The sequence below is a fragment of the Nocardioides sp. Root140 genome (genome assembly GCF_001426745.1).
In the GTDB taxonomy this organism is placed as follows: Bacteria; Actinomycetota; Actinomycetes; order Propionibacteriales; family Nocardioidaceae; genus Nocardioides.
The window spans coordinates 225,378-249,722 of record NZ_LMFI01000001.1 but is presented as its reverse complement, the minus strand read 5'-3'; the positions used below and the strand labels follow the sequence as shown (position 1 = coordinate 249,722).

24 protein-coding genes, 2 tRNA genes and 1 riboswitch are annotated in these 24,345 nt (G+C 69.9%); of the genes, 5 read left to right on the top strand and 21 right to left on the bottom strand.

The window, feature by feature from the left end:
* Positions 1–45: 45 nt before the first annotated feature.
* From ASD30_RS01245 to ASD30_RS01230, 4 genes are all read right to left on the bottom strand, one after another.
* Positions 46–723, bottom strand: coding sequence for a hypothetical protein (locus ASD30_RS01245; RefSeq protein ID WP_056675815.1), 678 nt, complete (start codon positions 721–723; stop codon positions 46–48).
* Positions 724–877: 154 nt separating this feature from the next.
* On the bottom strand, positions 878–2,164 hold the full coding sequence (clpX, locus tag ASD30_RS01240; protein WP_056675811.1) for an ATP-dependent Clp protease ATP-binding subunit ClpX: 1,287 nt from the start codon (positions 2,162–2,164) through the stop codon (positions 878–880).
* An 88-nt stretch (positions 2,165–2,252) separates the two neighbouring features.
* Positions 2,253–2,861: an ATP-dependent Clp protease proteolytic subunit gene (locus ASD30_RS01235; RefSeq protein WP_056675808.1), complete on the bottom strand. Its 609-nt coding sequence runs from the start codon at positions 2,859–2,861 to the stop codon at positions 2,253–2,255.
* A 4-nt stretch (positions 2,862–2,865) separates the two neighbouring features.
* Positions 2,866–3,498: an ATP-dependent Clp protease proteolytic subunit gene (locus ASD30_RS01230; protein ID WP_056675805.1), complete on the bottom strand. Its 633-nt coding sequence runs from the start codon at positions 3,496–3,498 to the stop codon at positions 2,866–2,868.
* A gap of 170 nt (positions 3,499–3,668) precedes the next feature.
* A riboswitch (SAM riboswitch) is annotated at positions 3,669–3,782 on the top strand.
* 37 nt (positions 3,783–3,819) lie between these two features.
* Here ASD30_RS01230 and ASD30_RS01225 point away from each other — a divergent pair.
* Positions 3,820–5,031 carry an aminotransferase class V-fold PLP-dependent enzyme gene (locus ASD30_RS01225; protein WP_056675802.1) on the top strand — a complete coding sequence of 404 codons (1,212 nt, stop codon included), beginning with the start codon at positions 3,820–3,822 and terminating at the stop codon, positions 5,029–5,031.
* Between the two features lie 22 nt (positions 5,032–5,053).
* On the opposite strand, the gene ASD30_RS01220 is transcribed toward ASD30_RS01225, so the two are convergent.
* The 11 genes from ASD30_RS01220 to ASD30_RS01170 all read right to left on the bottom strand — a co-directional run bounded on the left by ASD30_RS01220 (position 5,054) and on the right by ASD30_RS01170 (position 13,696).
* The gene (locus tag ASD30_RS01220) at positions 5,054–5,515 is read right to left on the bottom strand and encodes an SRPBCC family protein (protein ID WP_056675798.1); all 462 of its coding nucleotides are present in this window, start codon (positions 5,513–5,515) and stop codon (positions 5,054–5,056) included.
* Complete coding sequence (locus ASD30_RS01215) at positions 5,512–6,681, bottom strand: lipase family alpha/beta hydrolase (protein WP_056675793.1); 1,170 nt, start codon at positions 6,679–6,681, stop codon at positions 5,512–5,514. Before ASD30_RS01215 ends, ASD30_RS01220 begins: the two co-directional genes overlap by 4 nt.
* A gap of 115 nt (positions 6,682–6,796) precedes the next feature.
* Positions 6,797–7,666, bottom strand: coding sequence for an esterase/lipase family protein (locus ASD30_RS01210; protein WP_056675790.1), 870 nt, complete (start codon positions 7,664–7,666; stop codon positions 6,797–6,799).
* Between the two features lie 289 nt (positions 7,667–7,955).
* Positions 7,956–9,356, bottom strand: a complete 1,401-nt coding sequence (tig, locus tag ASD30_RS01205; protein WP_056675786.1) for a trigger factor — start codon at positions 9,354–9,356, stop codon at positions 7,956–7,958.
* A gap of 50 nt (positions 9,357–9,406) precedes the next feature.
* Positions 9,407–9,479 (bottom strand) — tRNA-Pro (locus ASD30_RS01200).
* A 34-nt stretch (positions 9,480–9,513) separates the two neighbouring features.
* Positions 9,514–9,587 (bottom strand) — tRNA-Gly (locus tag ASD30_RS01195).
* Positions 9,588–9,670: 83 nt separating this feature from the next.
* Positions 9,671–10,696 (bottom strand): PP2C family protein-serine/threonine phosphatase, encoded by a 1,026-nt coding sequence (locus ASD30_RS01190; RefSeq protein ID WP_056675783.1) that lies wholly within the window; start codon positions 10,694–10,696, stop codon positions 9,671–9,673.
* A 107-nt stretch (positions 10,697–10,803) separates the two neighbouring features.
* Positions 10,804–11,652, bottom strand: a complete 849-nt coding sequence (locus tag ASD30_RS01185) for an Fpg/Nei family DNA glycosylase (RefSeq protein WP_056675780.1) — start codon at positions 11,650–11,652, stop codon at positions 10,804–10,806.
* A complete protein-coding gene (locus tag ASD30_RS01180; protein ID WP_056675778.1) occupies positions 11,645–12,154 on the bottom strand; it encodes a ribose-5-phosphate isomerase in 510 nt (169 codons plus the stop codon). The genes ASD30_RS01185 and ASD30_RS01180 overlap by 8 nt, the downstream gene beginning before the upstream one ends.
* Positions 12,155–12,167: 13 nt before the next feature.
* Complete coding sequence (locus ASD30_RS01175) at positions 12,168–13,088, bottom strand: alpha/beta hydrolase (RefSeq protein ID WP_056675775.1); 921 nt, start codon at positions 13,086–13,088, stop codon at positions 12,168–12,170.
* Between the two features lie 38 nt (positions 13,089–13,126).
* Complete coding sequence (locus tag ASD30_RS01170; RefSeq protein WP_056675772.1) at positions 13,127–13,696, bottom strand: hypothetical protein; 570 nt, start codon at positions 13,694–13,696, stop codon at positions 13,127–13,129.
* Between the two features lie 103 nt (positions 13,697–13,799).
* Between ASD30_RS01170 and ASD30_RS01165 the strand changes: the two genes are divergently transcribed.
* On the top strand, positions 13,800–15,047 hold the full coding sequence (locus ASD30_RS01165) for a S1C family serine protease (protein WP_082563478.1): 1,248 nt from the start codon (positions 13,800–13,802) through the stop codon (positions 15,045–15,047).
* Positions 15,048–15,088: 41 nt separating this feature from the next.
* Positions 15,089–15,460, top strand: a complete 372-nt coding sequence (locus tag ASD30_RS01160; protein ID WP_082563477.1) for a DUF2568 domain-containing protein — start codon at positions 15,089–15,091, stop codon at positions 15,458–15,460.
* Between the two features lie 20 nt (positions 15,461–15,480).
* On the opposite strand, the gene metG is transcribed toward ASD30_RS01160, so the two are convergent.
* Positions 15,481–17,274 (bottom strand): methionine--tRNA ligase, encoded by a 1,794-nt coding sequence (gene metG / locus ASD30_RS01155; RefSeq protein WP_056675763.1) that lies wholly within the window; start codon positions 17,272–17,274, stop codon positions 15,481–15,483.
* 73 nt (positions 17,275–17,347) lie between these two features.
* Entirely contained in the window at positions 17,348–18,073 is a 726-nt protein-coding gene (locus tag ASD30_RS01150; RefSeq protein ID WP_056675759.1) for a lysophospholipid acyltransferase family protein, read from the bottom strand.
* Between the two features lie 48 nt (positions 18,074–18,121).
* On the opposite strand from ASD30_RS01150, the gene ASD30_RS01145 reads away from it, so the two are divergent.
* The gene (locus ASD30_RS01145) at positions 18,122–18,802 is read left to right on the top strand and encodes a GOLPH3/VPS74 family protein (RefSeq protein WP_056675756.1); all 681 of its coding nucleotides are present in this window, start codon (positions 18,122–18,124) and stop codon (positions 18,800–18,802) included.
* An 18-nt stretch (positions 18,803–18,820) separates the two neighbouring features.
* Here the strand turns inward: ASD30_RS01145 and ASD30_RS01140 are convergent, their stop codons facing one another.
* Both ASD30_RS01140 and ASD30_RS01135 read right to left on the bottom strand, forming a co-directional pair.
* Positions 18,821–20,032 carry an N-acetylmuramoyl-L-alanine amidase gene (locus ASD30_RS01140; RefSeq protein WP_056675753.1) on the bottom strand — a complete coding sequence of 404 codons (1,212 nt, stop codon included), beginning with the start codon at positions 20,030–20,032 and terminating at the stop codon, positions 18,821–18,823.
* A gap of 152 nt (positions 20,033–20,184) precedes the next feature.
* Positions 20,185–20,784 carry a mycothiol-dependent nitroreductase Rv2466c family protein gene (locus tag ASD30_RS01135; RefSeq protein WP_056675750.1) on the bottom strand — a complete coding sequence of 200 codons (600 nt, stop codon included), beginning with the start codon at positions 20,782–20,784 and terminating at the stop codon, positions 20,185–20,187.
* Positions 20,785–20,896: 112 nt separating this feature from the next.
* Here ASD30_RS01135 and pepN point away from each other — a divergent pair, with 112 nt between their 5' ends.
* Complete coding sequence (pepN, locus tag ASD30_RS01130) at positions 20,897–23,440, top strand: aminopeptidase N (RefSeq protein ID WP_056679050.1); 2,544 nt, start codon at positions 20,897–20,899, stop codon at positions 23,438–23,440.
* Between the two features lie 129 nt (positions 23,441–23,569).
* Here pepN and ASD30_RS01125 read toward each other — a convergent pair whose 3' ends face one another.
* Both ASD30_RS01125 and ASD30_RS01120 read right to left on the bottom strand, forming a co-directional pair.
* Positions 23,570–23,959 (bottom strand): DUF5130 family protein, encoded by a 390-nt coding sequence (locus ASD30_RS01125; protein WP_056675747.1) that lies wholly within the window; start codon positions 23,957–23,959, stop codon positions 23,570–23,572.
* Positions 23,946–24,293 (bottom strand): hypothetical protein, encoded by a 348-nt coding sequence (locus ASD30_RS01120; RefSeq protein ID WP_156388844.1) that lies wholly within the window; start codon positions 24,291–24,293, stop codon positions 23,946–23,948. The genes ASD30_RS01125 and ASD30_RS01120 overlap by 14 nt, the downstream gene beginning before the upstream one ends.
* Positions 24,294–24,345 lie beyond the last annotated feature (52 nt).

Here is a 24,345-nt window from a genome sequence, read left to right as displayed (position 1 = left end):
AGGTCGCCGCGAACTGGCGACGGGTCGACACGAACTGGCGACGGGTCAGCGGTGGTGGCCGTGCGCCTTGCCGTGGTGGCCGTGCGCCTTGCCGTGGTGGCCGTGCGCCTTCGAGTGGCTGTGCGCCTTGCCGTGGTGGCTGTGCGCCTTCGAGTGACCCCGTGCCTTGCCGTGACCGTGACCGTCGAGCTTGAAGTGACCGCGGGCCCTGAAGTCGCCGCGGACCTTCAGGTTGTCGACACGCAGGTTCAGGCTCTTGTGGTTCGCCTTGCCGTGCGCCTTGCCGTGCTTCGAGTGGTCCAGGACGGAGGCGTGCGGCCCGGCCGGCCGGCGTACGGTCACCCGCGGCTGGGCGCGATGCACATTCGTGCTGCGGGCCTTGTGGTGCGAGGTGGCCTTGCGCGGAAGGTACGCCGCACGGGCGCGCGGCTTGGCCTTCGTCCTGGTCGTCGGCGAAGTCGTGGCCTGCTCCGGCCCGGAACTGCTCGACGTGGGCCCGGCGGTCTCGCTCGGCCCGGTCAGTGCGACGAGGACGCTCGGAGACGTGGTCCGTCGTGCGTCACCGCCGAACAGGTCGGCTCCCGTGTTGATCGCGGACGCGGCGAACCGCGGCAGCCCGGGGGCGTTGATCGCATCCGACTTCACGGTGAAACCCATGAAGACAGCACAGATCACCGCAATCACCACGAAGGCGAACAGCGGCTTCTTGTGTTCGGAGCTCATGCACGTCCCTGACTCGACCGGACCAGACGCGTCAATCTTCCCTGAACAGGTCGAGATTCACCGCATCAGAAGCGGGAAATGACCCGAACGGACTATGCGCACCCACCCGTGTCGGCCCCCCGGGCCGCACGCGGTGATCAGGCCCGGCGAGGGGTCAGGCCGACTTCTTCTTCTTCGGCTCGGCCTCGCGCGGGATCAGGGTCGGGTTCACGTTGTCCTCGACGACTTCACCGGTCACCACGACCTTGGCGATGTCGCCTCGGGACGGGACGTCGTACATGACGTGGAGCAGGACTTCCTCGATGATCGCGCGCAGGCCGCGGGCACCGGTGCCGCGCTCCATCGCCCGGTCGGCGATCGCGGCGATGGCCTCGTCGGTGAACTCGAGCTCGACGCCGTCGATGGCGAAGAGGCGCTGGTACTGCTTGACCAGAGCGTTCTTCGGCACGGTGAGGATCTCGACGAGCGCCTCACGGTCGAGCTTGGTGACGCTGGTGATCAGCGGGAGGCGGCCGATGAACTCGGGGATCAGCCCGAACTTGGTGAGGTCTTCGGGGCGCACCTGGGACATGAGGTCCTCGGCGTCGCGTTCGGCCTGGCCGCGGACGTCGGCGGTGAAGCCGAGCGTCTTCTTGCCGACCCGCTGCTCGACGATGTGCTCGAGGCCGGCGAAGGCACCTCCGACGATGAACAGGATGTTGGTGGTGTCGATCTGGATGAACTCCTGGTGCGGGTGCTTGCGCCCGCCCTGGGGCGGCACCGACGCCGAGGTGCCCTCGAGGATCTTCAGGAGGGCCTGCTGCACGCCCTCGCCGGAGACGTCGCGCGTGATCGAGGGGTTCTCCGACTTGCGGGCCACCTTGTCGATCTCGTCGATGTAGATGATGCCGGTCTCGGCCTTCTTGACGTCGTAGTCGGCGGCCTGGATCAACTTGAGCAGGATGTTCTCGACGTCCTCACCGACGTAGCCGGCCTCGGTCAGGGCCGTGGCGTCGGCGATCGCGAAGGGCACGTTGAGCATGCGCGCGAGGGTCTGGGCCAGGTAGGTCTTGCCGCACCCGGTGGGGCCCATGACGAGGATGTTGGACTTCGCCACCTCGACGGCCTCGTCCTTGGCGTGCTTGCCGGCCGTGTCGAGCGACGCACCGGCCTGCACCCGCTTGTAGTGGTTGTAGACCGCCACGGCGAGGGACTTCTTCGCGTGCTCCTGGCCGATCACGTAGGAGTTGAGGAACTCGAAGATCTCCTTCGGCTTCGGCAGCTCCTCGAGACCCACCTCGGAGCGCTCGCTGAGCTCCTCCTCGATGATCTCGTTGCAGAGGTCGATGCACTCGTCACAGATGTAGACACCCGGTCCGGCGATCAACTTCTTGACCTGCTTCTGGCTCTTTCCGCAGAAAGAGCATTTCAACAGGTCGCCTCCGTCACCAATGCGTGCCACGGGCGGTCATCCTTCCTCTGCCTGATCAACTTCTCGACGGTACCCCGTGCCCGGCCGCTTGCGCTGCCGGACACGAGGTCCGATCGGGTCATGCGAGCGCGGGGAGCGCCTTGCGGGATTCGAGGATCGCGTCGACCAGGCCGTATTCCACGGCCGCGTCGGCGGTGAGGATCTTGTCGCGCTCGATGTCGCGGCTGACCTCCTCGACCGGCTTGCCGGTGTGGTCGGCGATCATCTTCTCGAGCAGCTCACGCATGCGGATGATCTCGTTGGCCTGGATCTCCAGGTCGGAGATCTGGCCGCCCTGACCCTCGGTGTAGGGCTGGTGGATCAGGATGCGGCTGTTGGGCAGCGCCAGGCGCTTGCCGGGCGCACCCGCGGCGAGGAGTACGGCGGCAGCCGAGGCAGCCTGCCCCAGGCACACGGTCTGCACCTCGGGCTTGATGAACCGCATCGTGTCGTAGATCGCGGTCAGCGCGGTGAAGGAGCCACCGGGGCTGTTGATGTAGATGGAGATGTCGCGATCGGGGTCCATCGACTCGAGGCAGAGCAGCTGCGCCATCACCGCGTTGGCGATGTCGTCGCTGATCGGCGTGCCGAGGAAGATGATGCGGTCCTCGAAGAGCTTGCCGTAGGGGTCGATGCGCCGGAACCCGTAGGAGGTGCGCTCTTCCCACTGGGGGATGTAGTAGTTCATGGGGTCAGGCCTTTCCGTGGGCCGGGCGGCCTTCGTCTGCGGTCTCGCGGGCGTTGGTGATCACCTTGTCGATGAGGCCGTACTCGAGGGCCTCGCCGGGGGTGAACCAACGGTCACGGTCGGAGTCGCGCTCGATCTCTTCGATGGTGCGGCCGGTGTGGTGGGCGATCAGCTCACCGAGCTGCTTCTTGAGCAGCAGGCTCTGCTGGGCCTGGATCTTGATGTCGGAGGCCGAACCACCGATGCCGCCCGACGGCTGGTGCATCATGATGCGCGCGTGGGGCAACGCGTAGCGCTTGCCCTGGGTGCCGGCGCAGAGCAGGAACTGGCCCATCGAGGCGGCCAGGCCCATGCCGACCGTGGCGACGTCGTTGGGGATGTAGTTCATCGTGTCGTAGATCGCCATGCCGGCGTCGACGGACCCGCCCGGACTGTTGATGTGCAAGAAGATGTCGGCCTCAGGGTCCTCGGCCGAGAGGAGCAGGAGCTGGGCGCAGATCGCGTTGGCGTTCTGGTCGCGCACCTCGGAACCGAGGAACACGATGCGCTCGCGGAGCAACCGCTGGTAGATGTGGTCGTCAAGCCCGTAGGACGCGCCGCCGCCGTTGGCTTCGACAGAGCGTCGGGGCTCATTCATGTGGCTCTGATTCTGGTTCACGAGAGCGACATTAGCCGCCCGGACCGACACATCCACGCGTCGGACACCCCTGTTCGCCCACAGCAGATTCGACAGGCGGGGCCATCCCGGAGCGAACCCGGGATTCCCGGGTCGCGGCCGGGCAGGGTTCCGGCTAACATCCTGACCACGGTCATGAGTGCCAGCACCAAGCCCCGGCTTGCTGGCCGCCAACCCTCCTCCGCGGTGGGGTGGCCCGGGTGACGACCTGGCCCGTTGCGCGGTGCAACGGGCAAGCGCGGATCTCGACGCTTCGGGGTCCCGGAAACCCGGAGGTCACCCATGTCCCTGCTCGCCACTCTCCCTGCCGTCGTCGGTGCCGATCTCACGGTGCCCGTCGGCGACGGCGTGCTGCCGTACGCCAACCTCGACTACGCCGCCTCGGCGCCCTGCCTGGCCGCTGTGCAGGAGGCGGTCACCCGGGCCCTGCCGACGTACAGCAGCGTGCACCGGGGTGCGGGCTACGCCTCGCAGGTCACGACCCGCGCCTACGAGGAGGCACGCGGGACCGTGCGGGAGTTCCTCGGCGGGCCGCAGGCCGTGGTGTTCGTGCGCAACACCACCGACGCCTTCAACCTGCTGGCCCGGGCCGTGCCCAATGGCACCGGCGTGGTGGTCTTCGACTCCGAGCACCACGCCACGCAGCTGCCTTGGCGCCACGCCGTACGCCTCACTCCCCCGGCCACCCCGGCCGCGGCCGTCGCCGCCGCACGCGAGGCGCTGGAGGCCTGTCCGGTCGGGCCGCGACTCCTCGTGGTCACCGCCGCCTCGAACGTCACCGGCGAGCTGTGGCCGGTGCGGGAGCTCGCCGACGTGGCCCACGCGTGCGGCGCGCGGATCGCGGTCGACGCGGCGCAGTACGTCGCGCATCGACCGCTCGACGCCACGGGCCTGGACTACGTGGCCTTCTCGGGTCACAAGCTCTATGCACCCTTCGGGACGGGCGTGCTGGCTGGCCGGGCGGACTGGCTGCGCGCCGCGGCGCCGTACCTCCGCGGCGGTGGGGCGACCCGCAGCGTGGCCCTTGACGGGCGCGTCGAGTGGACTGCGGACGCCGAGCAGCGACACGAGGCCGGCACCCCCAACGTGCTCGGCGCGGTCGCCCTCGCCGCTGCCTGCCGCGAGCTCTCCGCCGACTGGGACGCCGTCGTGGCGGCCGAGACGCGCCTCCTCGAACGGCTGCGTTCGGGCTTGGCGCAGGTGCCCGGCCTGCGCGAGCTCAGCCTGTGGGGACCCGACCACCCACGGCTCGGCATCCTGGCCTTCACCGTCGAGGGCCACTCAGCCCGCGACGTCGCACAGCATCTCGCGGACAGGCACGGCATAGGCGTGCGCGACGGCAAGTTCTGCGCCCACCCGTTGCTGGCCCACCTGCTCGGCGGGTCCGGCGGCTGCGACGAGGACGGTACGGCGGTGCGCGCCAGCCTCGGCCTCGGCACGGTGGACGAGCACGTGGACCGCCTCGTCGCCGGGCTGCGCGAGCTGGTGGGGTGACCGGCTCGAAACGGTGCGGAGCTCAGCGCTCGACGGCGGCCTTCAACCGGTCGAGGGTGCGGGCCATGCCGGCCTCGAGCTCGTCGGCGTGGTCCTCCTTGCCACCGAGGGCCAGGGTGGCGAACACCCTGCCCAGAAGGGTCAGCTGCCGTGGCACGGGCCGACGGTGCACGACACGGGTGCCGCTTCCCGACTCCTCCAGCTCGTAGATCCAGCGGGCGCCGCTGGACGTGGTGTCCCAGCTGAGGCGGCGGACCGGCTCGACCTCGGCGACCACGTTGCGCGTCGGCCACACGACGAGCTTGCGCCGGTTCACGCCGAGGTACCACTGCCCGACGCGCAGGCCGCCCCTCTTCAGCGGCAGCATGCGCACGGTCTCGGGACTCAGCTCGGGCATCCGGGAGAGGTCCGAGAGCACCGCCCAGACCTGCTGGGGCGTCGCCTCGATCGTGGTCTCGGCGCGCAGCTCTCGCTCGGCGGTCATCGCAGCCAGCTCCTCATCGCGTCGTGGACGTCGGGGTGGTTGAGCAACCCGAAGTGGTCGGATCGTGGCACGTGCAGCACGTCGGCGTCCGGGAAGAGGTCGGGGTGCCTGCGGGAGCGGCCGTGCGCGGACGGCACCCGCACCAGCAGGTCACCGACCAGGTGCCCGACGGGGTGCCGGGCCGACCCGGTGAGCGTCGCCGCGACGAGGCGGTAGTGCACCCCGGGCAGCGGCGGTACGTCGTGGCCGAGTCCGTCGACCAGGTCCTCGATGCCGACCGAGCGGTGGTCGAGGATGCGCCCGAACGCCGAGGTCTCCGGCAGGTGGGCCAGCAGCCGGCTGCCGTGGCCGACGGCGATCGCGAGCGGTGCTCCGGCGTGGGGGCTGCCCAGGGTGATCACGTCGCTGATCAGGCCCGTCCACGGCCGGTCGTCGTCGATCGCGACGGCGCAGGCGGCGCGCGCCACGAGCCCGCCCATCGAGTGGCCGACGAGGGCGATCTGCGAGACCTCGACGGGCCACCCCGTGGTGAGGTCGCGCAGCAGGGCGGCCACCTCGATGCCGTTCTCGCGGATCGGACGGCCGGTGTTGAGCCGCACCATGACCACGCTCCAGCCGAGGCCGGCCAGGGTCTCGGCGTACGTGCTGCCGACGGTGTCGCGGTGGAGGTCCCAGAAGGACTCGTTCTCGGACAGCCCGTGGAGGAGCACGGCGACCCGGCCGGTCGCAGCCGGGAAGGCCTCGGCGAGGGCGTCGGGCGTAACCGGCACGTCGCGGCCGTCGCGTCGTACGGCGGTGGTGATCGAGAGGCGCGACCCCTCGTCAGCGAAGCGGTCGCCGATCAGCCCGTTGAGCGCGGCCCGGACGAACCTGCCGCGCGGCGAGTCGTCGAGGCGTGGGCCGACGCCTTGGCTGCCGGCGGCCTTCAGGGCGACGGTCCCGGCGGAGAGTGCGACGCCGATCGAGGTGTAGACGGTCGACGAGATGCCGTCGTGCACGAGTCGGACGCCGCGGGCCTTGCCGCCCGTGGCACGGTCGAGCACGCCGTACACCCGTCCGGCCCAGGCCCGGTGGGTGTCACGGACGGTGCGCAGCACGATCTCGTCGCCGTACGCCGGCAACAGGCCGAGCACGTCGACGACTCCGGGACCGGACGCGTCGCGCATGGTGCACCTCCAAGAACATTGAGTGCACACATGTTCACTCAATTGTCGGGGTCAGCGCAACCCGTTGAGGGTCAGGTCACCCCGAACGGCCGCGCGAACTGCCCCCGATCGAGGCTCAGGCCAGCCAGGCGAGCATGGCCTGGTGCACGTCGGGATGGTTGACCAGCCCGATCTCGTGCGTCGGCACGTGGTGCAGCGTTGCGCTCGGGAAGAGCGAGCGGGCCTTGCGGGGACGCATCGGCAACCGGTGCCGCCACCACAGCACGTCGCCGAGCAGCCCGCCGAGGCGGCTCTGCTGCAGGCGGGTGTGCGGCGTGATCAGGGCGTAGCGCGCATGCGGCAGGGGCTGTGCCGACACGTCCACCACGTCATCGGTGACGATGCCGGCCAGCTCCTCGTCGACCCGACGGGACAGCGGGACCATGGTGCGCCCTGCCGGCACGGCGAGGTGCGGCGTGCCGAGGAGCACCACGTCGGAGACCAGCTCGTGCCATGCGTCGGGCGTCTGGTGGCGCAGTGCGCAGGCCGCGCGCAGCACCAGTCCCCCGCGACCGTGCCCGACCAGCGCGATCCGGCGTACCGGCACCGGCCAGCCGTCGACCAGGGCCTGGAGCGTGGTCGCGATCTCGACGGCCGTGCCCTCGCCCGGGGACACCCGCACGTTCACGGGCGTCCAGTCGAGCAGCGCGGCAAGGCGGCTGGCGTAGGTGCCACCCACCTGGTCGAGGTGCCGCAGCCAGGCCGATTCGTCCTCGTCGGTGTCGGGCACCAGCACCACGATGCGGTCGGTGGCGTGCGGGAAGGCCGACTCGAGGGCGGCGGGCTCGGCGGCCACATCGGCGCCGGCAGCGCGCAGCGCGACCGGCGCCAGGTCGGGGTCGGGCCGGGTGCGGACCAGCGGCGCGGCCAGTGCCAACGGCGAGCTCCGCAGGCCCAGGCGCCACAGGAGGCGCCACGGCGCGGTGACGACCGACGAAGTGCTCACCGGGACAGTGTCCGGGGTGCCGGTGGCCGGGACAACCATCCACGCCGTGATGAGACGCGCGATCCGCCCACCCGAGGGCTACCCCTCGTCCTCGACGTGTTCATGTGAACAGGCAGTTCGCGTGTCGGGGTGAGACGGTGACCGCGCACCGTGCCCCTCGCCGGTCGAACTGCCTGCACAAGTGAACTCCAGCGCTGGCCGGACAATGCGCAACGCGCCCCGGTCAGCACAGCTGCTGTCCGGGACGCGTCGTCGACGGTGTTGCCCAAGCGGCTGCCCGGGCGGTTGCTCAGGCCTCTTCGGTGGTCTCCGCGTCGGCGTCCGCTGCGTCCGCGGACGCCTCTTCGGACGTCTCGGGCTCGCCGATGGTGCCGTCGGGGCGGAGGTTCTTCAGCTCGACCACGTTGCCGGAGGCGTCCTTGACGACCGCCGACTCGACGATCGTGGCCAGCGCCTTGCCGCGCAGGATCTCCTGGACGAGGTCCGGGATGTGGTTGTGCTCGAACATGTGGTTCGCGAACTCCTGCGGGTCCTGGCCGGACTGCTGCGCGCGACGGATCAGGTGCTCGGAGAGCTCCTGCTGGTCGACACCGAGCTCCTCCTTCTTCGCCACCTCGTCGAGGATGAACTGCGCGGTCACCGCGTCGCGGACCCGGCGGTCGAGGTCGGCCTCGAACTCCTCGACGGTCTGCTTCTCGTCCTCGAGGTACTTCTCCATCGTCAGGCCTGCGTAGACCAGCTGCTGCTCGACGTTCTGGCGACGGGCGTTGAGCTCCTCGGTGACCAGGGTCTCGGGAAGCGGGATCGAGACCTGCTCGAGCAGCTTCTCCAGGACGGCGTCACGGGCCTCGGCGGCCTGCTCGAGGCGCTTGCCGCGGGTCAGGCGCTCACGCACGTCGGCGTTGAACTCGTCGACGGTGTCGAACTCGGAGGCCAGCTGGGCGAACTCGTCGTCGACCTCGGGCAGCTCCTGCTCCTGCACCTGGCCGACCGTCACCTCGACCTCGACGGGCTCGCCGACCAGGTCGCCACCGACCAGCTCGGAGCTGAAGTTCTTCGTCTCGCCGGCGGCCATGCCGACCAGCGCCTCGTCGAGTCCGTCGAGCATGCCGCCGCGACCGACCTGGTAGGACATGCCGGCGACCTCGGCGCCCTCGAGCACCTCGCCGTCCTTGGTGGCCTTGAGGTCGAGGGTCACGAAGTCGCCGTCGGCGGCCACGCGCTCGACGGTCTTCAGGGTGCCGAAGCGCTCACGAAGGGCCTGCACCTGCTCCTCGACGTCGGCGTCGCTCACGGCGACGTCCTCGACCTGGGCCTCGACGCCGTCGTAGGCCGGCACCTCGATTTCGGGCTTGACGTCGACCTCGGCGGTGAACTCGAGGGTCTCGTTGTCCTCGAGCTTGGTCACCTCGATCTCGGGCTGGGCCAGCGGCTCGAGGTTGTTCTCCTGGAGGGCCTCGATGTACTTCTTGGGAAGCATCTCGTTGATCGCCTCGTCGAGGACGGCGCCACGGCCGACCTGACGGTCGATGACCGCTGCCGGGACCTTGCCACGGCGGAAGCCGGGGACGTTGATCTGCTGGGCGATCTTCTTGTACGCCGCGTCGAGGCTCGGCTTGAGCTCCTCGAAGGGCACCTCGACGGTCAGCTTGGCCCGGGTCGGGCTCAAGGTCTCGACGGCGCTCTTCACAGGTTTCTCCTCATGGGTCAGGGAATGGTGCGGGTGCAGGGGATGTGCTGTCGGGGCGACAGGACTCGAACCTGCGATCTCCTGCTCCCAAAGCAGGCGCGCTAGCCACTACGCTACGCCCCGCCAAGTAGCCGTCAGAGCGAGCCTGAGCGGCACTTGGAGCGGATGACGGGAATCGAACCCGCGTAATCAGTTTGGAAGACTGAGGCTCTACCATTGAGCTACATCCGCGCGCACATTTGTGCGGTGTCATGGTGCCACATGCGCGGGGGTCGCTCCCAATCAGGTTCACCCGGCTGCGGGCAGCCGAGCAGTCAGCGGCGGTGCAGCAACAGGAGCGCCCGGTCGTCGTTGCGCGAGCCGAGCGCGTCGATCAGTCTCCGTGCGGCGTTGTCGAACCCGCTGCGCAGCAACCGCTCGCCCTGTCCCTGGAGCTTGTCGATGCCGAGGCTGATGTCACGGGTCGGCGTCTCGACCAGACCGTCGGTGTAGAGCAGCACGGCGTCACCCGAGCGCATCCGGCCCCGCACCACCGTGAACTCGGCGTCGTCCATGAGTCCGAGGATCGGGCCCTCCGACTCGTGCACGATCCACTTGCCCGACCCGGCCAGCAGCTGGATCGCGGGTGGGTGCCCCGCCGTACGCACGGCGAAGTCACCGGTGTCGAGGTCGATGGTGAGGTGTACGGCGGTCGCGAAGCCCTCGTCCCAGTTCTGCCGCATCAGGTAGTCGTTGGCGGCCGGCAGGAACTCCTCCGCGGTGAGCGCCACCAGCAGCCCGCCGAACGCCCCCGAGAGCAGCAGGGCACGGGTGCCGGCGTCCTCGCCCTTGCCCGACACGTCGACCACCACGAAGTCGAGGCGGCTGTCGTTGCCCTTGCGTGAGGCGACCACGAAGTCGCCGGCGAACGGCGTACCGCCGGCCGAGCGCAGCGCCGACTCGGCGTACCAGTTGGCCGGGAGGTCGGGCAGCGTGCCCTGGCTGAGGATGCGGTCGCGCAGGTCGACCAGCATCGACTCCCCCTGCATTCCGGCGACGCCGAGGCGCGAGCGCCGGAACGACGAGAGGAGCGTGATGAAGCCCAGCAGGAACAGCACCACCACCCCGATCACCAGTCGAGGTGTGAGCGGCGACTGCTTGGTGACCGCGAACGCCAGCACGGCAAGCACGAAGACCAGGAACCACGGCAGGTCTCGCGGGCTCAGGAACAACCCGCCCAGGAACATCGGCAGCACGACGAGGGTGAGCGGCCAGACGCCAGGCGCGACCGCGAAGAGGGCGGCGCACACCGCGGTGAGGACGATCAGTGACATCAGGGTGAGGTTGTCGGTGGCGACCATCCTGCGCCGCCACGTGGTCCACCGTCGCCTCGCTCGCCTGCTCAGGGGTTGACCGGACCGGGCCACGTCAACCCCTCTCTGGAGACGAACACCGGAAATTCCAGCCCTTACCCTAGGCCAGCGCGCGAGCGGAAGCGCGGCTGACAGCGTGGACACCAGAACGAGTTTCGGCCGACCAGCGGCTCCGTCCTGATCGCCGCACCACACACGTGGCATGCGCGACCAGTACGACGGTAGACGTAGACCTCGCCTCCGTGGTCGTCTTTCCGCGGATCTCTTCCCATCGCCTCGGGGGTGTGCTCCGGGCGCACCGTGTCGATCCGGCCAACCCGGACGCCGTACGACATCAGCTCGACGAGGTCGTCCCAGATCGCCTGGAACTGGCTGCGCCGCAGGCTCCGGCCCGGCCGCAGCGGGTGCATCCGGTGCCGGAAGAGCACCTCGGCGCGGTAGACGTTGCCGACGCCCGCGATCACTGCCTGGTCCATCAGCAGGTCGCCGATCGGGCGGTGGCTGGCCGAGATGCGGCGCCAGGCCCGCTCGGGGTCGGCGTCGGCGCGGAGCGGGTCCGGTCCGAGCCTGGCCAGGATCGCGTCGCGTCCCGCCACTCCGGTCAGGTCGCACTGGGTGGCGCCACGGAGGTCGGCGTACGCCGGCCGCTCGCCGCCGGCGAACAGGCGGAGCCGCACCTGGCCCTGCGGGTGCGGGATCTCCTCGACCCCGGCCGCGACGTCGAACTTGCCGATCAGGCCGAGGTGGACGTGGACGAACCGCTCCCCCTCGAACTCCACGAAGAGGTGCTTGCCGGCAGAGTCGGCACCGACCAGCAGGCTGCCGTCGACGACGGCCGCGTCGGCGGCCGAACGGCCGGTGGGACTCTGCACACGCACGGTTCGGCCGGCGAACGCGTCACCGAGCTCGTTCGCCAGACGGCGGAGGGTGTGTCCCTCAGGCATCCGCGGGCCCGCGCAGGGCGGACTCCGGCAGGGGCGGCAGCTCGCCGTCGATCTCGTACGTCGACAGCTGGCCGATGCGACGCACGTGGCGCTCCTCGTCGGTGAACGGCGTGGCCAGGAAGACCTCGACGAACCGGGTCATCTCCTCGACGGTGTGCATGCGACCGCCCACCGAGATGACGTTGGCGTCGTTGTGCTCGCGGGCCAGCACGGCGGTCTCCTCGGACCACACGAGGGCCGAGCGGACACCCTTGACCTTGTTGGCCGCGATCTGCTCGCCGTTGCCCGAGCCGCCGATCACCACACCGAGGCTGTCCTGGCCCTCGGCACGCTCGGCGGCGACACCCTCGGCCGCCCGCAGGCAGAAGACCGGGTAGTCGTCGAGGGCGTCGTAGACGAACGGGCCGTGGTCGACGACCTCGTGGCCGGCCTCGACGAGCCAGTTGAGCAGGTGGTCCTTGAGTTCCAGTCCGGCATGGTCGGATCCGAGGTGAACGCGCATGCGGCGGATTCTGTCAGACGAGCATTCGCAGGAATCCGGCGACCTGACGGGTCAACGGCTCGGCCGCGTCGAACGCGTCGGGGTGGCGCCAGAAGCCGTGTACCATGCCCAGCTGCCGGCTCGCCACGACCTGGACGCCGGACTCGGCGAGCAGGTGCGCCAGGTGCTCGCCCTCGTCGCGCAGCGGGTCGTGCTCGGCCGTGACGACGAGCGTCGGCGGCAGGGTGTCGAGGTTCTTCGCCAGCAACGGCGCAAAGTCGGGGTCGGTGTGGTCGGCGGGCGTGGCGGCGTACTGCTCCCAGTACCACTGCGCCTCGGCCCGGTCGAAGCCCTCGGCCGCGGTCTCGTAGGACTCGAAGCCGCCGGTCGGGTCGAGGAACGGGTAGATCAGCGCCACGCCCGCGAAGCGTCCCGGGTGGCGCAGCGCGGCGACCAGCGCGAGGTTCGCCCCCGCACTGTCACCGTGCACGAAGACGGGGATCCTGTCCCGCCGTTGCGCGTCGTCGTACGTCAACCAGCTCTGGCCGGCCAGCGGGAAGTTCTCTTCCAGCCAGGCGAGCACCGTGTCGACGTCGTCGGGCGCTGCGGGGAACCGGTGCTCGGGTGGCCGGCGGTAGTCGACGCTGAGCACTGCGAGGCCACTGCGGTTCGCCAGCCGACGGCAGGCGGCGTCGTGGACGTCGACGTCGTTGAAGACGAAGCCGCCGCCGTGCAGGTGCACGACGAGCCCGGCCGTCGACGAGGCCGGTCGGTAGAACCGGCACGGCACTCCCCCGGCGTCGACGTCACGCACCTCCGCCACGTCCTCGCGGGGTTGACGGGCCGCGACCGCGCGCGCCTCGGCACGCGCGGCCGCGATGTCGTACGACGGATCATTGACCGGCTGTACGCCGGCCTGGGCTTCGACGGCGCGCCGCGCCTGGGGATAGAGCACGCCCGGATCGTAGCCAGCCCGACAGCAGGATCAGTGGGTCAGCGGGCCAGCAACGCGTCGAGGCCCACGGCCACGGCGGCAGCGACGCGGAAGTCGACGCGCTGGTCGTGCACCGTGACGGTGTACTTGTCGCGCAGCGATCCCTTGCGCTCACTGGAGAACAGCTGGGCGCCGTTGGGGTCGGTGAAGTCGAAGTGGAACCGCAGGAACGGGATGTCGCTGAACCGGCGGAGCACGGCCACCAGGCCGCTGCGCTCCTGGCCGGTGCCGGCGAACCCGGGCCCCTCGATGTGGAAGGTCGAGCGGAACAGGCTGGCCTTGAAGTCCTTGCGGAAGAAGCCGATCGGCTGCCCCTGCTCGTCGGTCACGTCGTAACCGGCGTTGAGGTCGATCTTCTTGCGGGCCTTGAAGCCGAAGACCGGGCGGGTCTTGGCGGCGTCGCTGAAGAAGGTCACCTGCTCCTTGAAGGCCATCCGCTTCTGCTCGGCGAGGGCGAGAAGCTGTCCTTCGGTTCCGTCGGGGTTGGCGGCGATGATCTCGTAGCGGTTCACCATCATGGTGATCTTCTGCTTGACGAAGAACTGGGGGACGTACATCTCGGCTGTCATGGTCTGGACCTTAACCAGCCGGACAGCACCACAAACCCGGACCCACACCGAACTCACAGGTTCTTCTGAAGAGATCTTGGGTTTTGCGCGGTGAACTCTTCCCATGGCCCCCTCAACCTTCCCGCCGCAACAGCCCACGTCACCTCTCCCGCCGCAGCAGCCCGCACCGACCGCGGGCGCCGGCAAGTCGCGTCGACGTTGGCGACCGGTGGCGGCTGGGCTCGCCGTGGGAGCCACGCTCTCCGCGGCCGTGGCAGTCCCCCTGACCTGGCAGCTGGTGGACGCCTCGAACGACGGCGCCCGCATGGGCGCGAGCGCAGCGCCGGCGAGCGGCACCGACCTGCCGGGCACCGGCGACTCCGACATCTCCGGTGGCGGATCGACCACACTGCCGTACGGCGACCAGGGCCAGGTGCAACCCCAGGACATCGGCCGGTCGACAGCCGAGGCGGCCACCGACGAGCAGTCGAAGGGCGTGCTGCTGATCGAGAGCACCCTGACCGACGGGTCGGGTGCCGGCACGGGGATGGTGATCGACTCGGACGGTGTGGCCCTGACGAACTACCACGTCGTCGACGGCGCCACCGACCTCAAGGCGACCGTCGCGGCCACCGGTGAGACCTACCCGGTGACGGTGATCGGGCACGACGAGTCGGCCGACGTGGCGCTGATCCGGCTCGAGGGCGCCAGCGGTCTCGACACGGTCGCCACCGATGACGACGACGTGGCGACCAGTGACGCCGTGACCGCGGTCGGCAACGCGCAGGGCCAGGGTTACCTGACCGCCCTGGGCGGCACGGTCACCGCGACCGGGCAGCAGATCACCGCCGGCGGCACCGGGTCCTCCGAGCAGCTCACCGGCCTCGTCGAGACCGACGCCCCCGTGGTCGGCGGCTACAGCGGCGGCCCGATGTACGACGCCGAGGGCGAGGTCGTGGGGATCACCACGGCGGCGGCCTCCAACGGCACCCGCAGCTATGCGATCCCGATCGACACCGCCCTGGCGGTGGCCCAGAAGATCGAGAGCGGCGACGAGTCCGGGACCGTGCAGATCGGCCCGAACGCGTTCCTCGGCATCTCGATCGCCGCCACCACCGGAGCTGCGAACGGCGGCACGGGCAGCGGCGCGACAGTCGCGGGCGTCGAGGACGACGGCCCCGCCGCGGGAGCCGGGATCGTCGCAGGAGACACCATCACCGCGGTCGGCGACGCCACGGTCGGCTCGGCCGAAGACCTGCTGGCCGCGGTCGCCGACCACGAGCCCGGCGACAGCGTGCAGATCGCCTGGACCGACGCCTCCGGCGCCACCCACCAGCAGACGGTCACCCTCGCGGAGAGCCCGCTCGCCTGAGCCTGACCCGGGCCACGCCCTGCGGGCCCTAACCTTGCGGCATGACGCGAGTGCAGGCCCCAGCGGCCGTCGGCTGGACCGTCCTGACCCTGGTCTTCGTCGACGAGCTGCTGGCCATGGCGGCCGCGGGGGTCTGGGGTGCCCACGCCGGTGGAGTCCCCCTGGCCGTCGTCATGCCGGTCGTCGTGGTCGCCGTGTGGTGGGCGTTCGCCTCACCCAAGGCGCCGTACGGCGGGCCGGTCGTCCGACCGGTCACCAAGGTGCTGGTCTTCGGACTCGCCACCGCCGGCCTGGCGCAGGCCGGTCACCACGAGTGGGCGCTGGCCTTCCTCGCGTTCTCCGTGATGGTCAACGCCGCCGCACAACTGCCCGAGGTGCGGGGCCTCACCGAGTCAGCCGACCTGGCCGGCTGAGCAGGCTCAGCCGAACAGGGTCACTCGGCGAGCCGGGCCAGCTCCTCGTCGACGATCGCGGTGTCGAGCTTCACGAAGACGGGGGTCGGCTTGGCGACCGGCGTACCGACCTTGATCGGTGCCCGCTCCCAGGCCCGCACCCCGGTGTAGTCGCCGGTGATGATCGGGTAGCCGGCACCGCCGTCGAGGTCGTCGGCCTCGACCACGTGCGGCATCGGCTGCACGTCGCCGGCGCCACCGAAGACCTCGTCGACCGCGTTGGCGGAGAACGGCAGGAACGGCGACAGCACGAGATTGAGGTCGGCCACGCACTGGGCGACCACGTGGAGCACGGTGCCGAGCCGCTCGCGCTGGTCGTCGCCCTTGAGGGTCCACGGCGCGGTGTCGGTGACGTACTTGTTCACCTCGGCGACAGCCCGCATCGCCTCGCTGATCGCCTGCTTCTGGCGGTGGGCGCCGAGCAGCTCGCCGACGCTGCCGAAGGCGGCCTCGACGGTGGCCAGGATCGTGGTGTCCTCGTCGGTGAGCTCACCGGCGGCCGGGATCTCGCCGAAGTTCTTGGCGATCAGGGTGGCCGTGCGGTTGACCAGGTTGCCCCAGCCCGCGACGAGCTCGTCGTTCGTGCGGCGCACGAACTCGGCCCAGGTGAAGTCGGAGTCCTGGTTCTCCGGGCCGGCCGCGGCCACGAAGTAGCGGAACGCGTCGGGCTGGTAGCGGCTGAGCAGGTCGCGGACGTAGATCACGACGCGCTTGGAGGAGGAGAACTTCTTGCCCTCCATGGTGAGGAACTCGCTGGAGACCACCTCGGTCGGCAGGTTCAGCTCGCCGTACTCGCGCGGCTTGCCGCCCTTGTCGCCCTTGCCGGAGTAGGCCAGCAGCTCGGCCGGCCAGATCTGGCTGTGGAAGGTGATGTTGTCCTTGCCCATGAAGTAGTAGGACAGCGCCTCGGGGTCGTTCCACCAGGCGCGCCAGGCGTCGGCGTCGCCGGAGCGACGGGCCCACTCGATGCTCGCCGAGAGGTAGCCGATCACCGCGTCGAACCAGACGTAGAGCTTCTTGGTCGGGTTGTCCTGCCAGCCCTCGAGCGGGACCGCGATGCCCCAGTCGATGTCGCGGGTCATCGCCCGCGGCTTGATCTCCTTGAGGATGTTCTGGCTGAACCGGATCACGTTGGGGCGCCAGGTGCCCGATGCCTCACGCTCGTCGAGCCAGCCGGTCAGCGCCTCGGCCAGCGCGGGCAGGTCGAGGAAGAAGTGCTGGGTCTCGATGAACTCCGGCGTCTCGCCGTTGATCTTCGACTTCGGGTTGATCAGCTCGTGCGGGTCGAGCTGGTTGCCGCAGTTGTCGCACTGGTCGCCGCGCGCGCCGTCGGCGCCACAGATCGGGCAGGTGCCCTCGATGTAGCGGTCGGGCAGGGTGCGCCCGGTCGACGGCGAGATGGCGCCGTACGTCGTCTGCTCGACGAAGTAGCCGTTCTCGTAGACGCCCAGGAACATCTCCTGCACGACGGCGTGGTGGTTGCGCGCCGTCGTACGCGTGTAGAGGTCGTAGGAGATGCCGAGCGCGGTGAGGTCCTCGGCGATCAGCCGGTGATTGTGGTCGGCGAGCTCCTGAGGGGGTACGCCGGCCTCGTCGGCGGCGATCAGGATCGGCGTGCCGTGCTCGTCGGTGCCGGAGACCATGAGCACGTCGTGGCCGGCCATCCGCATGTAGCGACTGAAGACGTCGGAGGGCACGCCGAAACCGGCCACGTGGCCGATGTGGCGCGGGCCGTTTGCGTACGGCCAGGCGACGGCGGACAGGACTTTGCTCATGGGGGTGATCCTAGATGGGTCATCTGGGTCGGGCGGTCGGGGCCGGTCACACCGGTTTCCCAACGATGGATCACTACCGGTGGCGCAGCCTGTGCACCAGCACACCGAGACCGACCGCAGCCACGCCGGCCGCGATCACTCCGGGGCGGGACTTCAGTCGTCGGTAGTCCTCGTCGATCGTGGGCCAGAGCGTCTGCGCGGTCAGGGCCTGGGCCAGCTCCGGGGTGGCGGTCAGGTCGTCGACCGGGACCGGCTCGCCGAACGCGATCTGCACTCGGCGCGGCAGCGGCCAGCGTCGCTTCTCGGTGCCGGTGATCGCCGTCGGGATGATCGGTGCGCCGGCCTCGATGGCGATCCTTGCGGCCCCGCGTCGTGGCGTGCCCAGGGACAGCGGGTCACTGACCCGGGTGCCCTCGGGGAAGAGCGCCAGCACGTCGCCGCGCTCGAGGATCGCCTTGGCGGTCTCGATGGCCTCGGCGTCGGACTCGCCGCGCTTGACCGGGAAGCCGCCGAGCAGCAACAGGAGCCGGCCCCTGCGGCCGCGGAACAGCTCGGACTTGCCCATGAAGAAGATCCGGCGCCTGGTCACGGCGGAGATGAAGAAGGCGTCCCAGAAGCTCTTGTGGTTGGGCGCGATCACGGCCGGCCCGTGCTCCGGGATGTTCTCCCTGCCGGTCGCGCGCATCATGAAGAGCAGCCGCAGGACGGGCATCATCAGCACCTTCACCAGCAGCCAGGCGACCTTGCTGGTGCCGCGTCGGGCGATCTCGTGGGCTTCCTCATGGCTCAGGTCAGGCATGCCGACATGCTGTCACGCCGCCTTCCCGCGGGCGCTACGGTCGTGGTCATGTCCACGCTGATCGCCGAAGACCTGCTCCTGCTCCTGCTCGACGACGACTCCGGGAAGCTCGACGCCACCTACCTCACCCCGCTGCTCGGCGGTGCGGTGCTGATCGAGCTGGCCATGGCCGAGGCCCTCGAGGTCCGCAAGAACGGGACCTGGTCGTCCGCGAAGGTGCACGTGCTGACCGACGCCCGGCAGCCGGCCGACGCGATCCTGGTCGAAGCGCTGCGCACCATCGGCGACAAGGAGCGCACCGCCCAGGACCTCGTGAACCGCCTCGGCAAGGGGCTGAAGGAGACCCTGCTCGAGCGCCTGGTCGCGCGCGGCATCATCGCCCACGAGGAGGACAGGGTGTGGGGCATCTTTCCCCGGGAGCGGTGGCCCGCGATCGACTCCAGCCACGAGGACGCCGTACGCCGGCAGCTGGCTGGGGCCCTGCTCGAGGGCGCGCGGCCCGCGGACCGGACCGCCGCGCTGGTCGCGCTGCTGCACGCCGTGAGCAAGGCACACCGCATCCTCGCTGACAACCACGGCATCGCCGCCAAGCAGATCCGCAGCCGGGCCAAGGAGATCGCCGACGGCGAATGGGCGGCCAAGGCCGTGCGCGACGCGGTGGCCTCGGCGCAGGCCGCGATGACCGCAGCCACCACGGCCGCCACGACAGCCGCAGTCGTCTCCTCCTGACGGCCTCGGTCGACGCCGTCAGCTGTAGTAGCGGAGCCGGCGCTCGGCTCGCGTGCGGATGTCCGGCAGCAGCCGGTAGAGGCGTGCCCCCGGGCAGGCCGTGTCGTTGGTGTCGCGGTGACCGTCGATCCGGTACAGCGCAACCCGCCTGCCGGCCGGATACTTGTCGCTCCCCTTGGAGTACATCCAGGTGCGGCCCGTTGCGTGCTGGCCGTCCAGGTCGAGCTTCCAGGCCGCGAGACGGACGATCGCGGTGACGGCGTACGTCGTCGGGTTCCTGGACTCGTAGTTGCCGATCACCGCGATGCCGACACTGTTGTGGTTGAAGCCGAGGGTGTGCGCCCCGCGGACTCGCTTGCGGGCCCCACCCGACCGGCCGATCCAGCTCCTGCCGAAGCGGTCGACCAGGAAGTTGTAGCCGATGTCGAACCAGCCGAGCGTCTGCGTGTGGTAGCGGTACATGCCGCGCAGGATGGCGGGGACGTCGGCACGCGAGTAGTCGTTGGCCGAGGCCGTGTGGTGCACGTGCACCTGCTTGATGATGTTGGTGTAGACCGGCGAACCGTTCAGGTAGTCGGGGTTGGGCTTCCACACCGACCGGCCGTAGAGCGGCGGCCGGGGGGCCTTGGTCGGGCGGGCAGCCGCCGACGTCGTGCCTGCCGACCTCGTCCGGGCCACGGTCGTCGCCGTCGCCGCACCCGAACCCTGCGTCGCGGACGCGGCCGGGGTCGCGGTGGCGTCCGCGGCCAGCACACCCGGGTCGATCAGCACGAGGTCGAGGCCGGTCGTCGCTGTCGTGCGCACCTGGACGCCGTCGGACCTGCCGACCCAGAGCAGCTCGGTGCCGCGCCTCGTGGCCTGCCGTGACTCGGCGTCACCGGCCGTCGGCCCGTCGGTCAGCGCCTCGAGGTGCGTCCACTCCGACCAGCCGCGCGCGTTGCGGAAGCGCACGTCCACCTCGGGCCGGCCGCTGGCCCAGGTGACCGCGACCATCTTGTAGGCGTCGGTGGTCAGACGCTGCGTCAGGTGCCGCCCACGCGCATCGGCGACCAGTCCGCGACCTCGCGCCAGCGGCACCGTCGCGGCGCGCACGACACTGCCCTTGTCCTTCACCAGGGGGACGTCGGGAGCGGCGCTGCTCGTGGTGCGCGCGGCGTGGTCGTCGGTGTCGTCGCCCGACCACAGCAGGGCGACCAGGCCGGTGCCCACGAGGGCGGTGACGACGGCCACGCACAGGGCAACGCGAACGGGCGGGCGGACATGGTCTTTCCGAGTAACAGACATGACCTGATCCATCATGCGTCACATCCGTCACAAATTCGACCCGGCGCGAGCCGTCGACGTGTCGTCGTACCGCCCGCCCGGGTCGCCGTACGGGCGACTCAGCTGAAGTCGAGGTCTCCGGTGCGGGTGCGCTTGAGCTCGAAGAAGTACGGGTACGCCGCCAGCCCGACCGCCGCGTCCCAGAGCTTCCCGGCCTCTTCGCCGCGGGGCACCTTGGTGATCACCGGGCCGAAGAACGCGGAGCCCTCGATCGAGATCACGGGCGTGCCGACGTCCTCGCCGACCTGGTCCATCCCGGCGTGGTGCGACTTCTTCAGCGCCTCGTCGTAGTCGGTGGAGTCCATCGCGTCGGCCAGCTCAAGTGGCAGGTTCGCCTCGCCCAGCGCCTTCTCGACCAGGTCGCGGTCAATCGGCTTCTTCTCCAGGTGGATCTGGTTGCCCATCGCCGTGTAGAGCGGCAGCAGCACCTCGTTGCCGTGCGCCTGCTCGGCGGCGATCGCGACCCGCACCGGGCCCCAGGCCGGCTCGAGGAGCTTGCGGTAGTCGGCGGAGATGTCCTTGTCCTGGTTGAGGTAGGCGAGGCTCATCACGTGCCACTCGACCTCGATGTCACGCACCTCCGCGACCTCGAGGACCCACCGGGAGGTGAGCCAGGCGAAGGGGCACAGCGGGTCGAACCAGAAGTCAGCTTTCGTCATACAACGATCAACCGGCCGGGTCCGGCGATTGTTCCCGGCCTCACAGGACTTGCTCCCCGGGAGGTCGGTAACAATTGGATCGCGTTGTGACGTGGGTGACATGATGCGCAGCATGCCTGGAACCAACCTCACCCGCGAGGAAGCGCAGATCCGCGCCGCCCTCCTCAGTGTCGAGTCCTACACCGTGGACCTCGACGTGACCACGTCCGAGACCACCTTCGCCTCGACGACGACCGTGCGCTTCACGTGCACCGAGCCCGGCGCGACCACGTTCGCCGACCTGGTCGACGCGACGATCCACTCGATCACGCTGAACGGCGAGACCGTCGACCCCGCGACGGCGTACGCCGACAGCCGAATCACGCTCACCGGCCTGGCCGCCGAGAACGAGCTCGTCGTGACCGCCGACTGCACGTACTCCCACTCGGGTGAGGGTCTGCACCGCTTCGTGGACCCGGTCGACGACCGGGTCTACCTCTACTCGCAGTTCGAGGTGCCCGACGCCCGTCGCGTGTTCACCACCTTCGAGCAGCCCGACCTCAAGTCCGTCTTCACGTTCAACGTGACCGCGCCGTCGCACTGGAAGGTCGTCTCCAACGCGCCGACCCCGTCTCCCTCCGACCTGGGCAACGGCAACTCGGTGTGGAACTTCCCCGAGACCAAGAAGATGTCGACCTACATCACCGCGGTCGTGGCCGGCGAGTACCACGAGGTCCTCGACACCTACGAGGGCAAGTTCGGCACGATCCCGCTGGGCCACTACTGCCGCCAGTCGCTGGTGGAGTTCCTCGACCGCGACGAGCTGGTGAAGGTGACCAGCCAGAGCTTCGAGTTCTTCGAGGAGCAGTTCGACTTCCCCTACCCGTTCGAGAAGTACGACCAGCTCTACGTCCCCGAATACAACATGGGCGCCATGGAGAACGCCGGCTGCGTGACGCTGCGCGACGAGTACCTCCCCCGCTCCCGGCAGCCGCGCTCGTTCTACGAGTTCCGCACCTCGGTGATCACCCACGAGATGGCGCACATGTGGTTCGGCGACCTGGTCACCATGAAGTGGTGGGACGACCTCTGGCTCAACGAGTCGTTCGCCGAGTGGGCCTGCTACTGGTGCGAGGCCGAGGCCACCGACTTCACCGACGCCTGGACCGGCTTCGCCAACGCGCGCAAGCAGACCGGCTACCGCCAGGACCAGATGCCGTCGACGCACCCGATCGCGGCCGACAACTACGACCTCGAGGCGGTGGAGGTCAACTTCGACATGATCACCTACGCCAAGGGCGCCTCCGTGCTCAAGCAGCTGGTCGCGTGGGTGGGCCTCGACCCCTTCCTCGCCGGCCTGCGCCAGTACTTCAAGGACCACGCCTACGGGAACTCCGAGTTCACCGACCTGCTCAGCGCCCTCGAGAAGGCGTCGGGCCGTGAGCTCGACAGCTGGGCCAAGGAGTGGCTGCAGACCGCCGGCGTGAACACGCTCGCCCCGGTCTTCGAGCTCGACGCCGAGGGCAACTACTCGTCGCTCTCCGTCGCCCAGACCGCCCACCCCGACTGGCCGACCCTGCGTCGCCACCGTCTCGGCATCGGGTTCTACAACCGGGTCGACGGCAAGCTGGTCCGCGACACCTATCTCGAGGTCGACGTCGAGGGCGAGTCCACCGACATCACCGAGGCCGTCGGCCTGGCGCAGCCCGACCTGCTGCTGCTCAACGACAACGACCTGGCCTACGCCAAGATCCGGCTCGACGAGCGGTCCCTGGCGACGGTCATCGACGGGCTCTCCTCGCTCGAGGACTCCCTGGCCCGGGCGCTGTGCTGGGGCTCGACGTGGGACATGACTCGCGACGCCGAGATGGCGGCCACCGACTTCGTGAAGCTGGTGCTGGCCAACATCGGCACCGAGACCGACTCGTGGGGCGTCAGCCGCATCCCGACGTACGCCGCCCAGGCGGTGCACAGCCTCTCCGCGCCGGCGAACCGTGCCGCACTCTCCGACCAGTGGGAGACCGGGCTGCGCGAGCTGCTCGGCTCGGCCGAGCCGGGCAGCGACCACCAGCTGACCTTCGCCCGCAGCTTCGCGGCGACGGCGCACACCGACGCAGCACTGGCCGACCTCGAGGCCCTGCTCGACGGCTCACTGGTGCTCGAGGGCCTCGCCGTCGACCAGGACCTGCGCTGGGCGCTGCTGACCGCGCTGGCCAGCGCCGGTCGCGCCGACGACGCCCGCATCGACGCCGAGCTGGAGAACGACAACACCATCTCCGGCAAGGAGCACGCGGCCGCCGCCCGTGCCGCGCGCCCGGACGCCGACGCCAAGGCCGCCGCGTTCCAGGCCGCCATGCTCGACGCGTCGACGCCCAACGAGACCGCGCGCAGCATCACGTTCTCGTTCCACCAGCCGGGCCAGGAGGAGGTGCTGGCGCCGTACGTCGCGAAGTACCTGGAGGCCGCCGACTCGGCATGGAGCACCCTCGGCGCGCACAAGGCGTCGGTGGCCATGGAATACATGTTCCCGCGGGTGCTGGCCTCGGCCGAGCTGCTCGAGACCGTGGATGCCTGGCTCGCGTCGACCCAGGCCAACCCGGGCGCCAAGCGCTACGTGCTCGAGGGCCGGGCCGACGTCGCGCGCTACCTGGCCGCCCAGGAGCGCGACGCGCAGTAGCCCGTCGGGCCAACCACGAAATACAGTTGCTCCCCACGGAAAGTCTTCCGTGGGGAGCAACTGTTTCCCCGGTGCACCGGGGAAAACGACAGCGGTGAACCAGCCTGCCGGGCGTCGGCCGGGCGTCAGTCAGGCGTTGGTCTGGTGCAGGGTCTTCGGGCCGTGGGCGTGCTCGGCGATCTGCGTGATGCCCTGGCGCACGCCGTCGGCGAGGTTGCCCTCGGCGAAGTGCGACTGCATCGCGGTCACGACGTGCGCGATCTCGGCGTCGGTCACCTTGCGGCGTACGGCGGCACCCGTGACGATCTCGAGGATCCGCGAGCCCGGGTCGACCAGGATCAGGATGCTCTTGGTCGGTGCGACCAGGGTGTTGTGCAGGCGCGTCGCGAACGGCCGGGGCTCACCCTCGACCGGGCCGACGAACACCGAGAACTCGAAGCGGCACAGCTGCTCCGCCTTGCGGATCGTGGTGTCGATCGCGAGCCGCTCGGCGTTGCTGAAGTAGTCACCACTTGCCACTTGCGCCACCCGCCTGCGAAGCCTCGGTGTCGGGAGCGGCGAGCTCGTCGTTGCTCTTGCGCGGGCCGCCGAACCACTCGGGGTCGGGGCCGTGGGCGCCGCCGGAGAGCTTCTCGCCGCGGGCCAGGGCCGGCAGGTAGACGGCCAGGGCGATCAGGAGGAACAGGAGGATCGGGACACCCGCGAGCAGGGCGAGAGCGTGCACCGGGTCGACGTCGGCCGGGTTGCTCCAGCCGTCGGGCACGCTGGCTCCGGCCGGCGAAGCGAGAATCACCCCTCCACCGACGATGCCGAGCATCGCCGTGGCTGTCGCGAACCGTGCAGCGCGTCGCATCGCGCGAAATTCAGTCGAGGTGTTCACACCCAGCATGATATCGGCTCCTGAC

Bases quoted from the DNA above. Each gene is read 5' to 3' on its own strand.
- ASD30_RS01245 (WP_056675815.1), bottom strand. From the start codon at position 723: ATGAGCTCCGAACACAAGAAGCCGCTGTTCGCCTTCGTGGTGATTGCG.
- ASD30_RS01235 (WP_056675808.1), bottom strand. From the start codon at position 2,861: ATGAACTACTACATCCCCCAGTGGGAAGAGCGCACCTCCTACGGGTTC.
- ASD30_RS01230 (WP_056675805.1), bottom strand. From the start codon at position 3,498: ATGAATGAGCCCCGACGCTCTGTCGAAGCCAACGGCGGCGGCGCGTCC.
- ASD30_RS01225 (WP_056675802.1), top strand. From the start codon at position 3,820: ATGTCCCTGCTCGCCACTCTCCCTGCCGTCGTCGGTGCCGATCTCACG.
- ASD30_RS01220 (WP_056675798.1), bottom strand. From the start codon at position 5,515: ATGACCGCCGAGCGAGAGCTGCGCGCCGAGACCACGATCGAGGCGACG.
- ASD30_RS01215 (WP_056675793.1), bottom strand. From the start codon at position 6,681: ATGCGCGACGCGTCCGGTCCCGGAGTCGTCGACGTGCTCGGCCTGTTG.
- ASD30_RS01190 (WP_056675783.1), bottom strand. From the start codon at position 10,696: ATGGTCGCCACCGACAACCTCACCCTGATGTCACTGATCGTCCTCACC.
- ASD30_RS01185 (WP_056675780.1), bottom strand. From the start codon at position 11,652: ATGCCTGAGGGACACACCCTCCGCCGTCTGGCGAACGAGCTCGGTGAC.
- ASD30_RS01180 (WP_056675778.1), bottom strand. From the start codon at position 12,154: ATGCGCGTTCACCTCGGATCCGACCATGCCGGACTGGAACTCAAGGAC.
- ASD30_RS01170 (WP_056675772.1), bottom strand. From the start codon at position 13,696: ATGACAGCCGAGATGTACGTCCCCCAGTTCTTCGTCAAGCAGAAGATC.
- ASD30_RS01165 (WP_082563478.1), top strand. From the start codon at position 13,800: ATGGCCCCCTCAACCTTCCCGCCGCAACAGCCCACGTCACCTCTCCCG.
- ASD30_RS01160 (WP_082563477.1), top strand. From the start codon at position 15,089: ATGACGCGAGTGCAGGCCCCAGCGGCCGTCGGCTGGACCGTCCTGACC.
- metG (WP_056675763.1), bottom strand. From the start codon at position 17,274: ATGAGCAAAGTCCTGTCCGCCGTCGCCTGGCCGTACGCAAACGGCCCG.
- ASD30_RS01150 (WP_056675759.1), bottom strand. From the start codon at position 18,073: ATGCCTGACCTGAGCCATGAGGAAGCCCACGAGATCGCCCGACGCGGC.
- ASD30_RS01145 (WP_056675756.1), top strand. From the start codon at position 18,122: ATGTCCACGCTGATCGCCGAAGACCTGCTCCTGCTCCTGCTCGACGAC.
- ASD30_RS01135 (WP_056675750.1), bottom strand. From the start codon at position 20,784: ATGACGAAAGCTGACTTCTGGTTCGACCCGCTGTGCCCCTTCGCCTGG.
- pepN (WP_056679050.1), top strand. From the start codon at position 20,897: ATGCCTGGAACCAACCTCACCCGCGAGGAAGCGCAGATCCGCGCCGCC.
- ASD30_RS01120 (WP_156388844.1), bottom strand. From the start codon at position 24,293: ATGCGACGCGCTGCACGGTTCGCGACAGCCACGGCGATGCTCGGCATC.